The sequence below is a fragment of the Paranoxybacillus vitaminiphilus genome, assembly GCF_003259935.1.
Taxonomy (GTDB): domain Bacteria; phylum Bacillota; class Bacilli; order Bacillales; family Anoxybacillaceae; genus Paranoxybacillus; species Paranoxybacillus vitaminiphilus.
Map to the genome: position 1 here is coordinate 192,730 of NZ_QLMH01000002.1, position 19,252 is coordinate 211,981.

At 42.1% G+C, this 19,252-nt stretch carries 21 protein-coding genes and 1 riboswitch; of the genes, 2 read left to right on the forward strand and 19 right to left on the reverse strand.

The window, feature by feature from the left end:
- The 12 genes from ccsB to B0I26_RS03515 form a co-directional block, all read right to left on the reverse strand.
- Entirely contained in the window at positions 1-1,185 is a 1,185-nt protein-coding gene (ccsB, locus tag B0I26_RS03460) for a c-type cytochrome biogenesis protein CcsB (RefSeq protein ID WP_281268671.1), read from the reverse strand.
- Positions 1,163-2,824, reverse strand: a complete 1,662-nt coding sequence (gene resB, locus B0I26_RS03465; RefSeq protein WP_111644077.1) for a cytochrome c biogenesis protein ResB — start codon at positions 2,822-2,824, stop codon at positions 1,163-1,165. The genes ccsB and resB overlap by 23 nt, the downstream gene beginning before the upstream one ends.
- Positions 2,825-2,836: 12 nt before the next feature.
- Positions 2,837-3,358 carry a thiol-disulfide oxidoreductase ResA gene (gene resA, locus B0I26_RS03470; RefSeq protein ID WP_111644078.1) on the reverse strand — a complete coding sequence of 174 codons (522 nt, stop codon included), beginning with the start codon at positions 3,356-3,358 and terminating at the stop codon, positions 2,837-2,839.
- A gap of 111 nt (positions 3,359-3,469) precedes the next feature.
- Positions 3,470-4,201 (reverse strand): 23S rRNA pseudouridine(2605) synthase RluB, encoded by a 732-nt coding sequence (gene rluB / locus B0I26_RS03475; protein ID WP_111644079.1) that lies wholly within the window; start codon positions 4,199-4,201, stop codon positions 3,470-3,472.
- A 127-nt stretch (positions 4,202-4,328) separates the two neighbouring features.
- The gene (locus B0I26_RS03480; protein WP_111644080.1) at positions 4,329-4,862 is read right to left on the reverse strand and encodes a spore maturation protein; all 534 of its coding nucleotides are present in this window, start codon (positions 4,860-4,862) and stop codon (positions 4,329-4,331) included.
- A 2-nt stretch (positions 4,863-4,864) separates the two neighbouring features.
- Positions 4,865-5,458 (reverse strand): nucleoside recognition domain-containing protein, encoded by a 594-nt coding sequence (locus B0I26_RS03485; RefSeq protein ID WP_111644081.1) that lies wholly within the window; start codon positions 5,456-5,458, stop codon positions 4,865-4,867.
- Positions 5,451-6,593, reverse strand: coding sequence for a D-alanyl-D-alanine carboxypeptidase family protein (locus B0I26_RS03490; RefSeq protein WP_111644082.1), 1,143 nt, complete (start codon positions 6,591-6,593; stop codon positions 5,451-5,453). The genes B0I26_RS03485 and B0I26_RS03490 overlap by 8 nt, the downstream gene beginning before the upstream one ends.
- 217 nt (positions 6,594-6,810) lie before the next feature.
- Complete coding sequence (locus B0I26_RS03495; RefSeq protein ID WP_111644083.1) at positions 6,811-7,680, reverse strand: superoxide dismutase; 870 nt, start codon at positions 7,678-7,680, stop codon at positions 6,811-6,813.
- A gap of 360 nt (positions 7,681-8,040) precedes the next feature.
- Entirely contained in the window at positions 8,041-8,532 is a 492-nt protein-coding gene (locus B0I26_RS03500) for a YpuI family protein (RefSeq protein WP_111644084.1), read from the reverse strand.
- Between the two features lie 20 nt (positions 8,533-8,552).
- Entirely contained in the window at positions 8,553-8,972 is a 420-nt protein-coding gene (locus tag B0I26_RS03505) for a hypothetical protein (protein ID WP_111644085.1), read from the reverse strand.
- Positions 8,973-9,051: 79 nt separating this feature from the next.
- A complete protein-coding gene (gene scpB, locus B0I26_RS03510) occupies positions 9,052-9,642 on the reverse strand; it encodes an SMC-Scp complex subunit ScpB (RefSeq protein ID WP_111644086.1) in 591 nt (196 codons plus the stop codon).
- Positions 9,629-10,399: a segregation/condensation protein A gene (locus tag B0I26_RS03515; RefSeq protein ID WP_111644087.1), complete on the reverse strand. Its 771-nt coding sequence runs from the start codon at positions 10,397-10,399 to the stop codon at positions 9,629-9,631. Before B0I26_RS03515 ends, scpB begins: the two co-directional genes overlap by 14 nt.
- A gap of 126 nt (positions 10,400-10,525) precedes the next feature.
- Between B0I26_RS03515 and B0I26_RS03520 the strand changes: the two genes are divergently transcribed.
- Complete coding sequence (locus B0I26_RS03520) at positions 10,526-11,059, forward strand: DUF309 domain-containing protein (protein ID WP_111644088.1); 534 nt, start codon at positions 10,526-10,528, stop codon at positions 11,057-11,059.
- 14 nt (positions 11,060-11,073) lie between these two features.
- On the opposite strand, the gene B0I26_RS03525 is transcribed toward B0I26_RS03520, so the two are convergent.
- The 6 genes from B0I26_RS03525 to B0I26_RS03550 form a co-directional block, all read right to left on the reverse strand.
- Entirely contained in the window at positions 11,074-11,418 is a 345-nt protein-coding gene (locus tag B0I26_RS03525; RefSeq protein ID WP_111644089.1) for a GNAT family N-acetyltransferase, read from the reverse strand.
- Positions 11,419-11,798: 380 nt separating this feature from the next.
- Positions 11,799-12,263, reverse strand: a complete 465-nt coding sequence (gene ribH, locus B0I26_RS03530) for a 6,7-dimethyl-8-ribityllumazine synthase (RefSeq protein WP_111644321.1) — start codon at positions 12,261-12,263, stop codon at positions 11,799-11,801.
- 97 nt (positions 12,264-12,360) lie between these two features.
- Positions 12,361-13,554 carry a bifunctional 3,4-dihydroxy-2-butanone-4-phosphate synthase/GTP cyclohydrolase II gene (locus tag B0I26_RS03535; RefSeq protein ID WP_111644090.1) on the reverse strand — a complete coding sequence of 398 codons (1,194 nt, stop codon included), beginning with the start codon at positions 13,552-13,554 and terminating at the stop codon, positions 12,361-12,363.
- A gap of 19 nt (positions 13,555-13,573) precedes the next feature.
- The gene (ribE, locus tag B0I26_RS03540; protein WP_111644091.1) at positions 13,574-14,224 is read right to left on the reverse strand and encodes a riboflavin synthase; all 651 of its coding nucleotides are present in this window, start codon (positions 14,222-14,224) and stop codon (positions 13,574-13,576) included.
- On the reverse strand, positions 14,224-15,330 hold the full coding sequence (ribD, locus tag B0I26_RS03545) for a bifunctional diaminohydroxyphosphoribosylaminopyrimidine deaminase/5-amino-6-(5-phosphoribosylamino)uracil reductase RibD (RefSeq protein WP_111644092.1): 1,107 nt from the start codon (positions 15,328-15,330) through the stop codon (positions 14,224-14,226). Before ribD ends, ribE begins: the two co-directional genes overlap by 1 nt.
- 277 nt (positions 15,331-15,607) lie before the next feature.
- Positions 15,608-15,742, reverse strand: a riboswitch (FMN riboswitch).
- Between the two features lie 228 nt (positions 15,743-15,970).
- Positions 15,971-16,411: a peptidylprolyl isomerase gene (locus B0I26_RS03550; RefSeq protein WP_111644093.1), complete on the reverse strand. Its 441-nt coding sequence runs from the start codon at positions 16,409-16,411 to the stop codon at positions 15,971-15,973.
- A 147-nt stretch (positions 16,412-16,558) separates the two neighbouring features.
- Here B0I26_RS03550 and B0I26_RS03555 point away from each other — a divergent pair, with 147 nt between their 5' ends.
- A complete protein-coding gene (locus B0I26_RS03555) occupies positions 16,559-17,446 on the forward strand; it encodes a DUF1002 domain-containing protein (RefSeq protein ID WP_111644094.1) in 888 nt (295 codons plus the stop codon).
- Positions 17,447-17,853: 407 nt separating this feature from the next.
- Here B0I26_RS03555 and lysA read toward each other — a convergent pair whose 3' ends face one another.
- Complete coding sequence (gene lysA / locus B0I26_RS03560; RefSeq protein ID WP_111644095.1) at positions 17,854-19,173, reverse strand: diaminopimelate decarboxylase; 1,320 nt, start codon at positions 19,171-19,173, stop codon at positions 17,854-17,856.
- Positions 19,174-19,252 lie beyond the last annotated feature (79 nt).

Consider the following 19,252-nt stretch of genomic DNA (forward strand, 5'->3'; position numbering starts at 1 on the left):
TTATGTTCCTGCATACGAATGCAATCCAGCAATTACTAAATTTACAGCCACTAGGTTAAACATGATAATCGCAAAACCAATGACCGCAAGCCAAGCCGATTTTTCACCGTGCCATCCTTTTGATAAACGAAGATGCAAAAAGGCTGCATAAAAGAGCCATGTGATTAATGCCCATACTTCCTTCGGATCCCAGCCCCAAAAGCGGGTCCAGGCAATTTGCGCCCAAATCATCGCAAAAATAAGCGCACCCAGCGTAAAGACAGGAAAACCGATCGCCACCGCACGATAGCCAATTTCATCGGTTAAATCCAAGTTAACATTTTTGACTAAAGGCTGTAAACTAGCGGCAATCCGCTTGCGCAAAATAAGGCGCAGCAGCCAATATAAAACAAATCCTCCCATTAACGACCAAATGACGGTATTTAACTTTTTCGCATTAATAATGGCCGGCATTTCAACGATTGGTTCAAAGCGATCGGCCGTTTGCAGTTCTCCTTTATGAGGGCCGACTAATGCCGGCATTTCATACACCGTTTCCGCCTCTTTACCGTTTTTATCAATCCATGTAAATTTTGCCTCATAATCAGCCGCTTTAAAGGATGTCGACACAAGCACAAAGCCGAGCGTACTTATTAAACAGAAAAGAATAAATTCGAGCCAGAATGTACGCTTGCTTGGCTTTGATTGATCAACGACGCGAATCAAATAAATGAGCCCTGCAACGAAGCTGATCGCAAGAATCGCTTCTCCAGCCGCCGCTGTCGTTACGTGAATATGCAGCCAGTCGCTTTGCAATGCCGGAATGAGCGGAGAAATTTCCCGCGGAAACATGCTTGCATAGGCAATGATTAAAATCGCAACAGGTAAAGCGAATAAACCTAATATGCTTATTTTATAAATAAAATAAATGACAATAAAGGCGCCGACAAGCATCATGCCGAAAAATGTCGTAAATTCAAACAAGTTGCTGACAGGGGCATGTCCTGCGGCGATCCATCTTGTAATGAAATATCCTAACTGGGCAATAAATCCGATTATCGTGATCGCAATTCCAATCGTTGCCGCGCGGTTCGTGCTGCGTTTCGCTTTTTTATCGCGAATCGCACCGCCAAAAAAAACCGTGCCGAGCAAATATAAGACAAAGGCGATATAAAGCAATGTACTACTTAGCTGCGCCACTGTCATCCCCTCCTCGCGCTCCTTTTTTCGCTTCTTCCACTTGGTCAACCGGCATTACAAGTTCTGTGCCGTCAATGATTTGCCTGATTTCATTTTTTAAGCCGTACCAGTTTTTGTTCGTGTGTGCTGCAAACAGCACTTCACCGTTGACATGCTTGAGCCAAATACGGCGGTGATTCCAATACATTCCTTGAATAAGTCCAATCATAAAAATCGTTCCGCCTACTCCAAGAATCCAAAGTGTGAAGTCGCGACGCACAGTGAGTCCAGAAACATTTTTCGTCTCAAGGCCGGCAAACGCCATTTTATATTGATTGTCACCGAAAGGCTCAATCGTTTGGCGAATGGCTACAAAGCTTACTTCTCCTTCCGGTTTGTCAGGAGTCATCATTTTAAAGACAAATGCCGGATTGTTGGGAATTTTTGATTTTGTCGCTGGATTGCCATTCTCGTCAAAATAGAAATCCGGAAAATAGCTTAAAAGTTCGACACGATATCCGTTTCCTAAATCATACGCAGATTGCGGATTGCGCAAATCAACGGTTACAAGACCGAATTGTTCATTTGTTTTTTTATCAACTAAGTGAAACGACATTTTATTCGGTTCATTCATTTTAAAATCAACCTGATACAATGCATAATGGTCATATTTGAGCGGTTCATTGACGCGAATCTTATAATCTTTTACTTTCTTTAATTTTGGTTCTTCCCCTGGCACGATAGGCCCGACGCGCTCATACAGCACAACATCGGACTGATAGTTTTTTGCCACCATGCCGCTGCCGACGCGGTCAATCGCCTCTTGGAACACCTCTTTTTCTTTATCTTTTTCATAGACTTCAAACGTAAATTTCTCATTTTTTAAAAAGTATTTTCCGTTTGTTCCCGGAATTTCTTTCGTCTCGCCTTCGCGAATCCATAATACTTCATCGACATACATCCCTGGTACGAAGCGAAGCATCGCACCAATTAAAAAGATGATTAAACCGATATGATTGACATACGGTCCCCAGCGCGAGAAGCGGCCTTTTTCCGCTAAAATGTTACCATTCTCTTCACGGATATGATAGCGGCGTTTTGCCAGCTTTTCCTTTACCTCAGCAAAAAGCTTGTCATAGTTGTCCACTTTTGAAGCGCTGAACAGACGCTGGCGGCGCAAAAATGTTTCATGGCGCACAACACCTTGGTTTTTTAAAGCGCGATACAGCGGAACGACACGGTCAAGACTGCAAATGACAAGCGACACACCAATTGATGCAATTAACAGCATGTACCACCATGAGCCGTACAGGTTATGAAATCCGAGTTCATAATAAAGCTTTCCCGTCCAGCCATACTGATCTTCATAATATTCCGCCGGCGTAACGTTCGGCGGAATGTACATTTCCTGCGGATAAATCGTGCCAATCGCAGACGCTAATAACGTAATGACAATGAGCCATACTCCAACCTTTACAGATGAAAAGAAATTCCAAATTTTATCAACTATCGTTTTATTATATGTTTGCGAGCGGCGTGCGCTTCCTTCATAGCGCATATCCAGCAGTTTTTTTGTTGAATCTTCTGCAATCGGTTTCCCGCATGACTCACATAAAACGGTTCCGTGCGGATTGACATGACCACATTCACATTTTACTTTTTCCATATTAAAAACTCCCTACGGTTTAATGCTTTCCATATATTGTTGAACCATGCTTTCCGTCATTGTTCCTGTTATAATTTTGACGATTTTTCCATCCTTATCGATTAAAAATGTTGTCGGCAATGGATCAATGTCATAGGCATTCATGACTTGGTCCTGCTGGTCAATGACGATCGGGAATTTTAAATCGAAGCGTTCTGCGAATTTTCTTACCGCCAATTCCGGCTCACCAACGTTGACGGCAATAACCTCAACTCCTTGATTTTTATACACCTGATATTGCCTGTTCATATAAGGCATTTCTTTTTCACACGGCTTACACCATGTTCCCCAGAAGTTAAGGAACACACCTTTGCCGCGATAATCCGATAAACGATGTTTTTTACCGTTTAAATCTGTTAAAACAAAATCAGGTGCTTCCGAACCGACGGTTACTCTTGTTTTTTCTGTAAAAAAGTTCGCATAAATTGTATAACCGACCGCTCCTAACAGCAGTATTAAAATAACCGTTCGCAGCAAAAGACGTTGTTTTTTCATGAGTCTACTCTCCCAAAACCAATAGATTAAAATATCCCATTGTTCATTATACCAATACTCACTGTTTCAATAATGAAAATTATTTGAAGGTTGTGTGACAAAATGGGCGGGTTACTTATGTCCGCCCGATAACGCAAGCGCGCGGAGCTGTTTCACTTCATGAGGGGACAACTCGCGATATTCCCCCGGATTTAATCCTTTTAAGTCAAGAAATGCGTAACGCTCGCGTTTCAATTTCATCACGCGGTGTCCAATCGCCTCAAACATGCGGCGCACTTGACGATTGCGTCCTTCATGAATGCGAACTTCAATGATCGCTGTTTGTTTGCGTTTGTCTAATGAAAGCATTTTCACTTTTGCCGGTGCTGTCATGCCATCCTCAAGAAGAATCCCTTTTTCGAGCTGCTTTAATTGCTCACGCGTCGGTATTCCTTTCACTTTCGCAATATACACTTTCTCAATTTCATAGCGCGGATGCATTAACAGGTTGGCAAACTCGCCATCGTTTGTTAGCAGCAACAATCCCGATGTATCGTAGTCTAAACGGCCGATTGGATAAATCCGCTTGTCCACATCTTTCAAAAAGTCAGTGACGACTTTTCTTCCTTTATCATCTTTCACGCTTGAGATAACGCCGCGCGGTTTATAGAGAAGATAATAAACAGGTTCTTCTCTTTCAACAGGAATGCCGTTTACTTCAATTTTATCTTGAGAGCTTACTTTCACGCCAAGCTCTGTTACGACCTTCCCGTTTACCTTTACTTTTCCTTGCAAAATGAGTTCTTCCGCTTTTCTTCGTGATGCAATACCTGAGTGTGCGATCACTTTCTGCAATCGTTCCATCCTATTCACCTCTTCAATCATCTTACTGTTTCCGTTTTAAATATACAAGCATTCTATCCCATCTATTTTTACCATAATCGCTGTTATTTTAGCAAAATAAAAAAGCAACCTAATGATAGGTTACTTTTTATCTTCCGAATACTAATAATACAACAAGAAAAGAAAGAATAAAACTAAGGATATCCGCCAAGATTCCGACTTTTAGGGCATCCCCCATTTTTTTAATGCCGACAGCGCCAAAATAAACCGTTAACACATACAACGTTGTTTCCGTGCTGCCTTGAATCGTGGAAGCAAGCCTGCCAATGAATGAATCCGGTCCATATGTGGCAATTAAATCCGTTGTCATTCCTAATGCCGCATTGCCGGAAATCGTTCTGATCATCGCCAGCGGAACAACTTCAGCAGGAATTCCAATAAGATGAATGGCGGGTTCAAGAAAGTTCATAAAATAGTCAAGCGCCCCGGAAGCACGAAAAATCGAGATCGATACGAGCATGCCGACTAAATACGGAATAACAGAAAAAGCGATTTCAATCCCTTCCTTACCGCCTTCAACAAACGCTTCATAGGTTGGTACTTTCTTGAATGTACCGTAGAGAAGAATCAACCCGATTGTCACCGGGATTAACCATATTGAAACGAGCTGGACGAAATTCACGGTTACCTCCCCCCTCTACGGCTTCGTTTCCAATAATAGTAACGGTCAATAAAAACCGCACCGATTGTCCCTAAAGCAGATGCGACTAATGTTGTGCCGATGATTTCTCCCGGTGCGGCGGAGCCATACGTCATCCGAATCGAAATCACCGTGGCCGGAATAAGAGTAATGCTTGATGTGTTAATCGCTAAAAATGTCACCATCGAGCGGCTTGCAACGTCTTTATTGCCGTTTAATTTTTTTAGTTCTTCCATCGCCTTAATCCCCATCGGTGTCGCTGCATTTCCGAGCCCAAACATGTTCGCAATCATATTGGAAACGATATACCCCATCGCCGGATGGTTAGGCGGCACTTCCGGAAATAAACGCTTAACAATCGGTTTGGCGAGCGTCCCTAATGCTTTTAACAATCCGGCTTCTTCGGCAATCTTCATCAAACCTAACCAAAACACTAAAATACTGATCATTCCAATGCTGATTGTAACCGCTTCTTTTGCTCCCTTAAAAATTGCCGCATTAACTTCGTCCATCGTACCGTTCACTGCGGCAAACACAATCCCAATCAGCGCCATCATTACCCAAATGATATTAACCATTTTCGCCCACACCTAAAAAGCTGAATATGTCCCATACCGATTTTTTCGTCGTTTCTTCATGCTTGCTTTCATAGAACAACGGCATTTCATCAACAACCTCATCGTCCAAGTACAGCATGGCTTTTCCAACTATACGCGGCACGTTGTCTTCATTTTCCCATTCTTTCCGCTTCGGTTTCAGCAGTTTGATTTCGATCCGCAAATTCTCCAGCTCATCTTTCGTCACAGGATATAAAAAGTCGCGGTTTGCTATGACCTTTTTACGATAAAAGCGGTCTTTAATATTTTTTACAATTCGTCCATCGTCGACTTTTGCCAAAACATAGTTGTCAAATCCGTATTCATACAGCGCAATATGGTCATTCCAGTCGTCAGGTGCATTTAATGTCACGGCAATCAAATTTAATCCTTCCTTAGAAGCGGTGGTGACAAGGGTACGTTTCGCCCGCTTTGTATATCCCGTTTTTCCGCCCGTGCAATAGTCATAAAGATTTGTCAGCAATTTATTTTTGTTGCGCCATACTCTGTCCCATCTTTCATCGGGATTGGGCGCGCGATAAACTTTTGTTCCGGAAATGTTGCGAAACTCCTTGTTTTGCATCGCATAACGCATTAACAGCGCCATATCGTAAGCGGTCGAATAATGGTTTTCCGCATCGTCCAAACCGTGCGGATTGGCAAACTCCGTATTCGTCATGCCAATTTCCGCTGCCTTTTGATTCATTAAAAACACAAAACCTTCAACGCTGCCAGCGACATGCTCGGCAATCGCAACGGCTGCGTCATTTCCGGAGCGGAGCATAAGACCGTACACTAAATGTTTCAGCTTAATCTTTTCATTCGGCTTTAAATAAATGGACGAGCCTTCCGCGCGAACAGCCCGATTGCTGACAGTGACGATTTCCTCCATTTTTCCCGATTCAATCGCTAAAATCGCCGTCATAATTTTTGTAATGCTTGCGATTCGTCGCTTCGTACGGGCATCTTTTTCAAACAGTACTCTCCCTGATGTCTGTTCTATTAAAATAGCACTTTGAGCGCTTACCGAACGTGCGGACACTGTTTGTTCCGGAATACATGAAAAAAACAGCATGAGCGCAATCATAACAAAAAAAGAGCGTTTCCCTAGTAACATGTAATCCCATCCCTTTTGCCGTTTTGTACAAGTTTATGCGCAAAAACCTTTGATATGAATAGAAATGTACAAGTTACAAAGAAACGCAGAATTATAAACGCCATTGAGGATGTTCGAAATTCATGTTCCTCATGCTGAATATCACTTATGTAAATGTTAGTTAAGACAATGCGTAAAGAGGCTTGCTCTTATCCTTTTGAGCCAGACTCGATGACAATTAATACGGCTGCCAGCGCAATTTGTTTGCTTCCTTAAATCGTTGCTCTACATACCGCCAGTTCACAATGTTCCACCAATTGTTAATATAAGCGGCGCGGTCGTTTTTATATTGCAAATAATACGCATGCTCCCAAACATCTAATACGAGTAACGGAATCGTATCCCATTGCGTCATCAACTGATGTTTTTCCGTCTGTAAGATTTCAAGACGGCGTGAACGCGGCGACCATACAAGCAATGCCCAGCCGACACCTTCCACCTTGTCTGCCGCTTCGGTAAAATGCTTTTTAAACTTTTCAAAACTTCCGAAATCCCGATTGATTTGCTGAAGCAGTTCTCCGCTCGGTTTTCCCCCGCCATTTGGTGTCATATTGCTCCAAAAAATCGTATGCAAATAGTGTCCGGAGCCATGAAACGCCGCTTCGCGTTCCCAATGTTTTAAAAGGCTGTAATCATTTGTTTCCCGCGCTTTTTGCATCATTTTTTCCGCTTGATTCAACCCGTCGACATAGCTTTGATGGTGTTTCGTATGATGCAGTCTCATTATTTCACGGGAGATATACGGTTCTAAAGCTTCATATGCATACGGAAGCGGCGGGAGCTTGTGTCCTCCGCTAGGAACGCGCTGCACCTGCTGTCTTACATCCGTTAGCTCATTTGCATTTCTATGCAGCTTATCGACCGTTTCCTGAAGGGAATAGATAAACGTTTCCGTCCATTCACCATCGTTCGCCCGAATCACGTCCGTTAATGCTTCTAACTCCTCATACAGTGTTGTTTCCTTCTGTCCGCGAAACACTTCCTTCATCTGTTCACTCCAAGCTAACACTTCATCAATGTACTGTTGAAACAGAGCTTGTTGTTCCACAAAAAAACCTCCTCCTAAATGTTCATAGCGATATCATAATCATATGCGCTTGAAGAGAAAGTGTTTCATCTTCATGAAAAAGAGATGCAGACGTTTGAACATGAAAGGAAAAACGTTCCTAATGTTCATCTGCTGCACCATGATGGCTATAGAGGTTAGATGCGGCAGAATATCCAGATGCAATGAAATGACGAACCCGGTTGAACAGAGACGAAACTGAAAAAGAAAGGCATGAAAATATGGAAGAGGCTGCCCCAAAACAAAGTGTCAGATCTCACAACACAATATATAGAACAAACTATATATTGTGAAATGCATGCGAGGTTAGACACTTATGAGTCAGCCTCTTCTGTCCTCTCTTTATTTCGACTGAATTATCTTTGTTCGGTAATCCGTTTCATAAAACTCTAATTCTTCGCGAATCGTTTGAAAGCCGCTTTCAAGCGATGCAATCAAGTTTTTCAGCGAAGGCGGAGGCGTTTGCCGGAATTTAATCGAGTTGCGTCCCGTATAAGCCGAACGGCTGTCTTCATACCATCCCTCATTTTTTGGGGCAAAAAATTCCTCTATGCACGAATGATAAATGCGATACAGCGTTTTTTCCGCAGCCGCTTTACGGAACGGCTCATCATGAAGAACAACGCGGCATGCTTCCAATCCTTCTTCACAATATACAACAAGGCGGCGCAAATCAGAAAGAAGCAATTCATAGTAGGCTTTATCGCCGTCCGCTTGTTCATTTAACAAACTTGTAATTGTTGTGTTGTTTAAATAATCAGAAATCGTTTCAACAGTTTGCTGTAAAAATGCTTCCACTTGCTTCATTTGATTAAGTACGATTGTATTTCCCATACATAACCCTCCGTAACCGCTTAAGATGGCTGTTTGATAAACAAAAGCGGCGATTTTAGTTCATAGCCGTTATTCATTTCGATGGCGGAAAAAATCTCTGGCAGCTTGTCAAACTCAACATGCTCAAAATAGCACTGAAACTCTTTCTCCGAGTTAATGTAGACCCGTTTACGATGACGAAAGCCTGGATTTTTTAATAAACAAACTAAAGCAACAATATCTTTAAAACATACCTCACGCTGACCCACCGTAAAAATGGGGTCTTGTTCGTATGGAGTAAATGACGGAAACAACTCATCAAAATAGCGCACATATAACACGTGCAACGTCTTTTCATTTCCGTCTTCCACGAACGTCACTTCGGAGCGGTTAAAAAAATCTTCAGACGTATTCGGTTGCGCTTTTTCCAATTCATAACCTTTACATCGCCGAATTAGCATATCAACACCCCTTAGACCGTGGCAGCATTTCAAAAGTTTACTATTATCTTAACATATAATATAGCAAATGATGCGAAAATTATTTCAATTCACCGAAATTTTCTGCGAATTTTTCAAAGAACAAATCAGCTTCCTGCTCACGTTCTTGTTCCTCAGCCATTTCTGGAAGCGGCGGCAGTTCTTCAATCGTTTTTAATCCAAAATAATCAAGAAACTCTTTTGTTGTACCGTAAAGAATCGGGCGGCCTGTTCCCTCTGCTCTTCCAACTTCCTTGATGAGCGCCTTGGCGATTAATGTTTGCAGCGGTTTGTCGCTTTTGACACCGCGGATTTCCTCAATTTCCGCCCTTGTAATCGGCTGCCGGTATGCAATAATCGCAAGCGTCTCTAGCGCCGCCTGCGACAAAGAAGATGAACCTGGCGACTCTACTAATTTCTTTAAATAAGGCGCATGTTCTTTTTTCGTTGTCAGCTGAAATGTCCCTGCTATCTCGTTTATTTCAATACCGCGATACGCTTGCTGGCAATCTTTTTTTAGCTCTTCGATAATTTGAAGCGTCTGTTCCTCGCTCAGCTCCAGCACTAAAGCAATTTGCGGCAGCGAAAGTCCCTCATCTCCGGCAGCAAATAATAACCCTTCGACGATCGCTTTATAGTCATTCATCTCCATCCGCTTTCACTCCTTCGTTGCTAGAGATGAAAATATCAGCAAAGTTTCTTTCCTGCTCAATAATAATCAGATTTTTTTTCATTAACTCAAGAATTGCTAAAAACGTCACTACAATATGTCCGCGGTCATAATAAGGAAAAAGCTCATTGAAATTTTTTCGTCTTTTCTCTTTTTTTAACTCTTTTAAAATCTCATCCATTCGTTTTTCAAGTGAAATCTCTTGTTTTGTAATTTTGGTATGCAGCGGTTTTTGCAGCTTTTTGCGGCGCAATAACTTTGATAAAGCACCGAGCATATCGTATATATTTACATCGAGCGGGCGGTTTTGGGCGTTGATTTTTGACGCATAGACGCTTAAATCGCTCGGTGGTTTTGTAAATAAAAGCGATCGCTCCTCTTCACGTTTTTTCAACTCACGTGCCGCTTCTTTATATTTTTTATATTCAAGCAAACGCTGCATCAATTCTTCACGAGGGTCTTCTGTAAATGGTTCTATCTCATCGTCAAGCGGTTCTTCTTCATGTTTAGGAAGCAGCATCTTGCTTTTAATCGCTAAAAGCGTAGCTGCCATCACTAAATATTCGCTTGCAATATCCAACTCCAACTCTTGCATTGCATGAATATACGCCATATATTGCTCGGTAATTTCCGCTACAGGAATATCGTAAATATCAATTTCATAGCGGTTAATGAGATGCAATAATAAATCAAGCGGTCCTTCAAACGCATCAATTTTTACGTTGTACTGCACGTTCATCCCACCAATTCCAAATACACTATCCTTAAGTAGTATAGATGATATTAAATCATTGTCCAACAAAATTTTTCATGATTTTATGATACAATACGAATACAACTAATTGGCGTTAGGAGAGAACAACCCATGTATCCAAAAGCGTATGTTGACTTTCTTCTTCACTTTCATACGGATCGTGATTATTTTGAGTGTCATGAAATTTTGGAAGAATATTGGAAAAAAGAACCACCCGAAAACCGACAACAAGTTTGGGTCGCTTTGATTCAAATTGCCGTCGCTCTTTATCATCACCGCCGTCAAAATTGGAAAGGTGCAGAGCGCATGATGAAAAAAGCGCTTTTGTTGGCTTATAAGGAACAAGAAGCTATAGAAAAATTAGGCATGGATTTTCCAAAATTGGTGCAGCAGCTTGAAAAACGCAGCAAAGACATTGAACATCGGCTTCCATATGCAAGCATGAATTTACCTATTAAAGATGCAACATTGTTCGAAATGTGTCAAAATCTTTGTAAACAGCTTCAGTTGCAATGGGGAAAAGAAAGCGATCTTTCCAATGAATATCTTCTTCATAAACATAAACTGCGTGACCGCACAGACGTAATCGAGGAACGCGAGAGGCGAAAAAAGCTTAGAGAAAAAAAGAAAGAGGCTGACCAATAAAAGTCAGCCTCTTATCATTCACACCTATCGATAAAAGCTGCCGTAAATGCATTTGCTCGAAACTCATATTGCGGAAACATCTCTTTTAATGCTTTGACCATTTGCTTTCCGATTCCTTGATGACGGTGTGAAGGATTTACACTAATGTGCTGAATTTCAGCAATTCTGTCATCAAGAAGCAAAATGCCGATAATTCCAATAATATCATCGTCTTCTTTCCATAAAAACAGTTGCCAGTCATCGTTTACTTCATAGTTTTTAATCGTTTGCTGGAGCTTTTTTAAGTCTTTCTCCGAAGGCATGAATGAAAGAAGCCCCATCGCAATTTTTTCATAATTTTTTCGATAACGAATAAGCATAAATAATCCCTCATTACTGACAAGACTTTTCTTCAATCCAGAAAAGCAGCTCAGTCATTTTCTAATTAGGTATTATAAACGTTATTTTTCCGATTGTGAACTCCCCTTGAGCGGGGATTCTAAACGACTTACGATGAATACCATACAAAAACAGCTTTACATATATCTGCCGCTCGGGCTGCCCATAAGCGTCTGACCGCATGTGGATTTCACAATATATCGTTCATTTATCAAATGCTATGTCCCATATATTGTGTTGCGGAGGCTAACACTTTGCTTTTGGATCAGCCCCATACATTCGCTATGATGAACTGCAATTTATTTTCCACTTCAAGCAAAACGCTGAAAGGTTTTGATGAGTGAAAGACTTCTTTATATTTTTATGCAAAAGAACGAAGAACATTTCCCATTTCGATTGCACTTACAGCTGCTTCCCATCCTTTATTGCCGGCTTTTGTGCCCGCTCGTTCAATCGCTTGTTCAATCGTATCTGTCGTTAAGACGCCAAAAATGACCGGTGTGCCTGTTGATAAAGCAGCATGTGACACACCTTTTGCCACCTCATTGCAAACATAGTCATAATGGCTTGTTGCCCCTCTAATAACCGCTCCCAATGTAATGACTGCATCGAATTTTCCTGATTCCGCCATTTTTTTCGCCATTAACGGAATTTCAAATGCACCTGGCACCCAAACCACTGTGATATCATTTTCGTCAACACTGTGACGCTTTAAACCATCCATCGCGCCAGATAACAATTTACCTGTAATAAATTCATTAAAACGTGAAACAACAATACCAATTTTCAACCCTGTACCCACTAAATTTCCTTCTATTACCTTCATCATTCCATCCATCCTCCTATTGTCGAACCATCAACTAGTACAAGATGGCTAATCGCTTTCATAATACAAAAATTTTTGTGTCTCTACAACAATTTCCTTAAAAGTGTAACATATGTCCTAACTTTTCGTATTTTGTCTTTAAATATCGTTCATTTTCCTTTTTCATTGGCATTTGCAGCGGCACACGCTCGACCACTTCTAAATCGTACCCTTTTAATCCGGCAATCTTGCGCGGGTTGTTTGTCAACAAGCGCATTTTTGTCACACCTAAATCTTTTAAAATTTGCGCTCCGATGCCATAATCACGCAAATCAGGAGCAAAACCGAGTTTTTCATTCGCTTCCACCGTATCATATCCCTGTTCCTGAAGCTTATAGGCGCGCAATTTGTTGATTAAGCCGATACCGCGGCCCTCTTGACGCATGTATAAAAGAATGCCGCGGCCCTCTTCTTCGATTTGCCGAAGCGCCGCATGAAGCTGCGGTCCGCAATCGCAGCGGTGCGAACCGAATACATCTCCTGTTAAGCATTCAGAATGAACGCGAACAAGAACGGGCTCATCTGGAATGATTTCTCCTTTGACAAGCGCGACATGCTCTTTATTGTCTACGGAGTTTGTATAGCCAATGGCGCGAAACTCGCCAAATTCCGTCGGCAGCGTAATTTCCACTTCGCGCTTCACCAATTTTTCTTTTCGGTTGCGATATTTGATTAAATCTTTAATCGTAATCATTTTTAAATCAAATTCATCGGCGATTTTCCGTAAATCCGGCACCCTTGCCATTGTTCCGTCTTCCTTAATAATTTCACAAATAACCCCCGCTGGTTTTGCTCCGCAAAGCCGCGCCAAGTCAACGGCTGCTTCCGTATGTCCGGCGCGGCGCAACACTCCTCCGTTTTTGGCCACAAGCGGAAACACATGACCCGGCCGCTTAAAATCGCTTGCCTTAGTATTCGGGTCTAACAGCGCTTGAATCGTCGCCGAACGTTCAAACGCACTAATGCCTGTTGTTGTTGTTTTATAGTCGATGCTGACAGTAAAAGCGGTGCTGTGCGGATCTGTATTATGATTGACCATTGGGTGTAATTCCAGCTTATCGGCCAGCTCTTCCGTAATTGGTACACATACAAGCCCGCGGCCATGAGTAATCATAAAGTTAATCACTTCAGGTGTCGCTTTTTCCGCTAATGCGACAAAATCTCCCTCGTTCTCTCGATCTTCATCATCACAAACGATAATCACTTTTCCTTGCATGAGTTCATAAATCGCTTCTTCAATTGTGTTAAACATATCGTTCCCCCCTTTGAGTTTACTTATATCCATGCTCTTCTAAAAATTCGAGCGTAATGTTTGACTTAGGTTGCTCACCTTTTTTTCCTTTTATAAACTGTTCGACATATTTACCTATGACGTCACATTCTATATTCACGATATCGCCGACTTGTTTGTCTCCTAAAATCGTTTCTGCTCGGGTATGTGGAATGAGGGAAATCGTAAACGTATCATCCGTCAAACCAAAAATCGTTAAACTTGTCCCGTCGACCGCAACTGATCCTTTGAAAATCATATATTTTCGTAACTCTTTTGGAACTTTAATTTCGTAATACACAGCATTGGCAACCGGCTCTTTGCGAATAATTTCTCCGACTCCATCAACATGTCCGGAAACGAAATGACCACCAAAGCGGCCGTTTGCCGCCATCGCCCGCTCAAGATTCACTTTCGATCCGCGTTTTAGCGTCCTTAGTGAAGTCGCTCTAACCGTTTCCGGCATAACATCGACGGTAAACGATTGTGTAGTAAATGAAGTGACCGTTAAGCAAACACCGTTGACGGCAATGCTGTCACCAAGTTTCACATCCTCTAAAATTTTGCGGGCACCAATTGTCAAAACAATCGCTTCTCCTGATTGCTTCATTTGTTCGATTGTACCGACTTCCTCAATAATTCCCGTAAACATCATTCCTCATCCTTTTCATCTGTAATAGGCAAAGCAACGATTTTTAAATCCGGGCCAATCGTTTCGACGCTTTTGATTTTCAAATTCATCACATCTGCCATTTGCGCAAAACCGCTGCCGCCAATCGGAGCAGGAGCATCTTTTCCGCCGATGACTTTCGGCGCAATATAAGCAATCACTTGATTAACCGCTTTTGCTTCAATAAAACTGCCGTGCACCTCGGCCCCGCCTTCAACAAATAAAGAAGTAACCTGTTTCTCTCCAAGCACCTTTAACAACTCATCAATGACGATTTTAGGTTGATTCATTTTGATAATTTGCACATGTTTCCCGCTGTATTGCGCGATTTTCTCCTCTTTTACCCCGCTGCCGACAACAATCCATGTTTCTGCTTCCCCATCGTTAACGACGTTCGCATCGAGAGGCGTGCGCAAATGTGTATCTAAAATGATGCGGATCGGGTTTTTTCCCCCTTCTACATGCCGTACCGTTAAACTTGGATTGTCAGCAATCACCGTATTGACACCGACAAGGATCGCATCATGCAGATGGCGATAACGATGAACATCACGCCGCGCCGCTTCCGAGGTAATCCATTTGCTTTCTCCCGTTTTTGTCGCAATTTTTCCATCTAAGCTGCTTGCATATTTCAACGTAACAAATGGCGTTTTTGTCGCGATATAGTGAAAGAAAACTTGATTAAGCTCATCTGCTTCTTGTTTTAAAATGCCGACATCGACTTCAATCCCTGCTTGGCGCAGCTTGGCGATGCCTTTTCCGGCAACAAGCGGATTCGGGTCAGTTGTCGCGATGATCACGCGTTTAACCCCTGTTTCAATAAGCAAATCCGCACATGGCGGCGTTTTGCCGTAATGGCTGCATGGCTCAAGCGTCACATACACGTCAGCATCTTTCGCCTTCTCACCTGCCATACACAGCGCATGGACTTCTGCATGCGGCTCACCCGCCTTTAAATGTGCGCCAAATCCAACGATTTCACCGTTTTTCACAACGACCGCACCGACGACTGGATTAGGAGACGTTTGTCCGATTCCCGCTTTAGCTAGTTCGATCGCAAATCGCATATAATATTCATCCCGTTTCACATTGACGCCTCCTTTCTGCATAAAAAAACCCTAGGATAAAAGTCCTAGGGCAGGATTATGTAAGAACGATTATTCATTGACATTTTTCGCGTGTCAAATCACAGCACATCATTCATTGTATGAAAGCTATTTTATGTATACATAGCTTCTCGACCAACTATAACTTGCAAATAAATTGGCCGACAAACTTGTTTTTCACCCTTATCGCTGTCACTGGTGTACATGTGACGCAGCAACGAACATGGGCAAAAAACAGCTTATGTTGAATGTGCTGCGCATAATCCTTCTCCCATCCAGACTATACTGTCGGCTCCGGATTCGCACCGGATCGTGCCTATACGGCTCGCGGGCTGAGAAACGAATTCGTTTCAATACCGCCGGTCGGGAATTTCACCCTGCCCCGAAGGATAAACAATATTAAATTTTTTATCATTATAGCACAATAAAAACATTTGTCTATGATGAGATGCTCATCAACTCGCAATAAATAGCCAATAAACCACACCCCAAATCAAACTTGCTCCTAATAAAATGGAAAATAAAATCCAATTGCTGCGGTTCATTTTTTTCACCTCTTAGCTCCATTATACAAAAAAAGACTTAACAGCCGCTAATCTGTTAAGTCTTTTTTCGCCAGAAGTTATTGCTCTTCCCAAACTTTTACTTCTTTCATCACATCGCCTTGTTTAATGCGATAAACAGCGTCCATTCCTTCAATGACTTGTCCAAATACCGTATGTACCCCATCTAAATGCGGCTGCGGTTCATGAACGATGAAAAATTGGCAGCTTCCCGTGTCACGGCCGCGATGTGCCATTGAAACAGCACCAGTCACATGTTTATGCGGATTGTTGTCTGTCTCGCACTTAATTGTGTAACCAGCATCGCCAGTCCCGTTTCCCCTTGGGCATCCACCTTGGGCAACAAAGCCTGGAATGACGCGATGGAACGTCAGTCCGTTATAAAAACCTTCGTTGGCTAATTTTTCAAAGTTCGCCACCGTTCCCGGTGCTTCATTCGGGAATAGCTCGATTACGATGCGGTCACCGTTTTCCATTTCAATTAACGCTTTTTTCATCATGAAACCTCCATCCTGTTTGAATCGTCTAAATAAACGCGCTTTTTTTATTCTACTATATTTCGCTTCTATATTCCAAATATTCTATGTACAATAAGAATGGACAAGTAGAAACGAAGGATCATGTATAAATAAAGGGAGGTAATGATATTGAAGCGAAACATTGCGGGATTGTTATTAACGTCACTCCTGCTTGTCTATCCAGCGATTGCCGCTGCCGATGCAGCAGAGGGCGATGTCATTATTACATTAGGTGAAAACTTAACAGAGCAACAAAAACAACAAGTGTTAAATGAAATGAAGGCGCCAGAAAATGCACAAACCATTACCGTATCAAACGCCGAAGAACATAAATATCTTGGCGGTGTCATTCCAAAAGCGCAAATTGGTACAAAGGCGATTTCGTCATCGATGATTACAATCGGTGCAAAAGGCTCAGGGCTTGACGTCGAAACAAATAATATCACATGGGTAACGGAAGAAATGTACACAAACGCCCTCATTACTGCGGGGGTAAAAGACGCAAAAATTTATATTACCGCCCCTTTCCCTGTTTCCGGAACGGCTGCGTTGACCGGGCTAATGAAGGCATATGAAGTTTCTTCCGACAAAATCATTCCTGATGAAGTGAAAAAAGTCGCCAATGAGGAAATGGTTAAAACAGCAAAACTCGGTGAATCAATCGGTAATGATCAAGCTGTAGCACTTTTGACAAGAATTAAAGAGGAAATCGCCAAAAATCCACCAAAAACCGACGCAGACTTGCGCGCCCTTATTGAACGCATCGCCGAAGAGTTAGGCATTACGCTAACAGAAGACGAAATCAACAGCTTAATTTCGTTATTTAACAAAATGAAAAATTTAAATATCGACTGGAACCAAGTAAATGACCAATTAAGCAAAGCAAAAGATAAACTTTCGACGTTCTTGCAATCGGAAGAAGGAAAAACGTTTATTCAAAATATTATTGACATTTTAAAAGAAATTTGGAATGCGATTAAAGAGGCGTTTACTTCAGAAAAGCAGCAAAACCAATAGCGGCTGCCTCATAAATACCGAGGCTGATCGATAATGTCTGACCTCACGCGTATAGTTTTGATCCATTGTTAGGATAATGATGGTGAGGTCTGACCCTTTGCTTTTAGGTCAGCCTCACTCTGTCTGTACAGTCTCGCTTCAAAATCTATTTTTCAGTCTATAAACATCAAGTAGCTGCATAAGAATGTATAATGCTCTTGTTGCTTTATTGTTAGTTAAGCAGCCATTTTCAATCATTATCGCTTTTGCTGAAGAGCGAATGACGATCAATTTATTCAAAAGGCTGTCTCATAACGGTCTGACCTCACGCACGTTTCATAATATATCGTTCATTTATCCAACATGTATATATTGATTGTATTGTGGGGTCTGACCCAGGAACATTTGAGACAATCTCTTTTCTATTTTTATTTATTCACTTTCGCCTTGAGCGGCACATCCAATTTGACTAAGTCTTCATATGTCTCCCGCTTGACGACGAGCTGTGCTTGGCCGTTTTCGACGAATACGACAGCTGGACGCGGAATGCGGTTATAATTGTTCGCCATTGAATAGCCGTAAGCTCCTGTGCAAAATACGGCTAAGTAATCGCCTGCCTGCGCTTTTGGAAGCGGCAAATCCCAAATTAACATATCTCCCGACTCACAGCATTTTCCGGCAATAGAAACAACTTCTTCGTTCTCATCAAGAACACGGTTGGCGAGTACGGCCTCATATTTTGCTTCGTAAAGGGCCGGACGGATATTGTCGCTCATGCCGCCATCCACCGCTACATATTGACGGACGTTTGGCACTTCTTTCCGCGAGCCGATCGAATAAATCGTCGTTCCGGCATCTCCGACTAACGAACGCCCCGGCTCAATCCAAATTTCCGGCATGGCGATGCCAAGCTCTGCTACTTGCTTCTTTACTTCAGCAATAATTTGTTCAACATACACGGAAGCCGGAATCGGATCATCTTCGTTCGTATAGCGAATGCCGAAACCGCCGCCAAGATTGACAACTTCCGGCACAAAGCCGAATTTTTCTTTCCAATCCCCGATTTTCTTAAACATTTTCTGTGCCGCTAATACAAATCCCGTCGTCTCAAAAATTTGCGAACCGATATGGCAATGAAGCCCTAATACTTTGAAAGACTCAGATGTCAATGCCTTTTCGAACGCTTCATCCGCTTGGCCATTATTCAAATCAAAACCAAATTTCGAATCTTCCTGTCCTGTTAAAATATAGTCATGTGTATGCGCTTCAATTCCCGGCGTTACCCTTAGCAATATGGAAGTTGTCACGCCATGCTGCTTGCTTAACTGTTCGAGAAGGGACAATTCATAAAAATTATCGACAACAAAGCAGCCTATTTTATGTTGAAGCGCCATTTCCAGTTCCTCATAGCTTTTGTTATTCCCATGGAAATGAATGCGCTCAGGTGGAAATCCCGCCTTTAACGCTGTATACAATTCGCCGCCAGAAACAACATCTAACGACAACCCTTCTTCTTCTACTAATTGCACCATTGCCATTGTTGAAAACGCTTTGCTTGCGTAAGCGACTTGCGCTTTCACACCATGCTTTTCAAACGTTTGCTTAAAAGCACGAGCACGTTCGCGAATTAACGCAACATCATAAATATATAACGGCGTGCCATACTCTTTCGCTAAGTCAATAACATCGACACCGCCGATTTCCAAATGCCCTCTGTCATTTACGCGACTTGTCCCATGAAAAAACATGTCAACCCCTCGTTCCTATAAGATTAAATATTCAAAAAAAATAATTTTTATTCATATATAAATCAAAAAAGACAGTTAA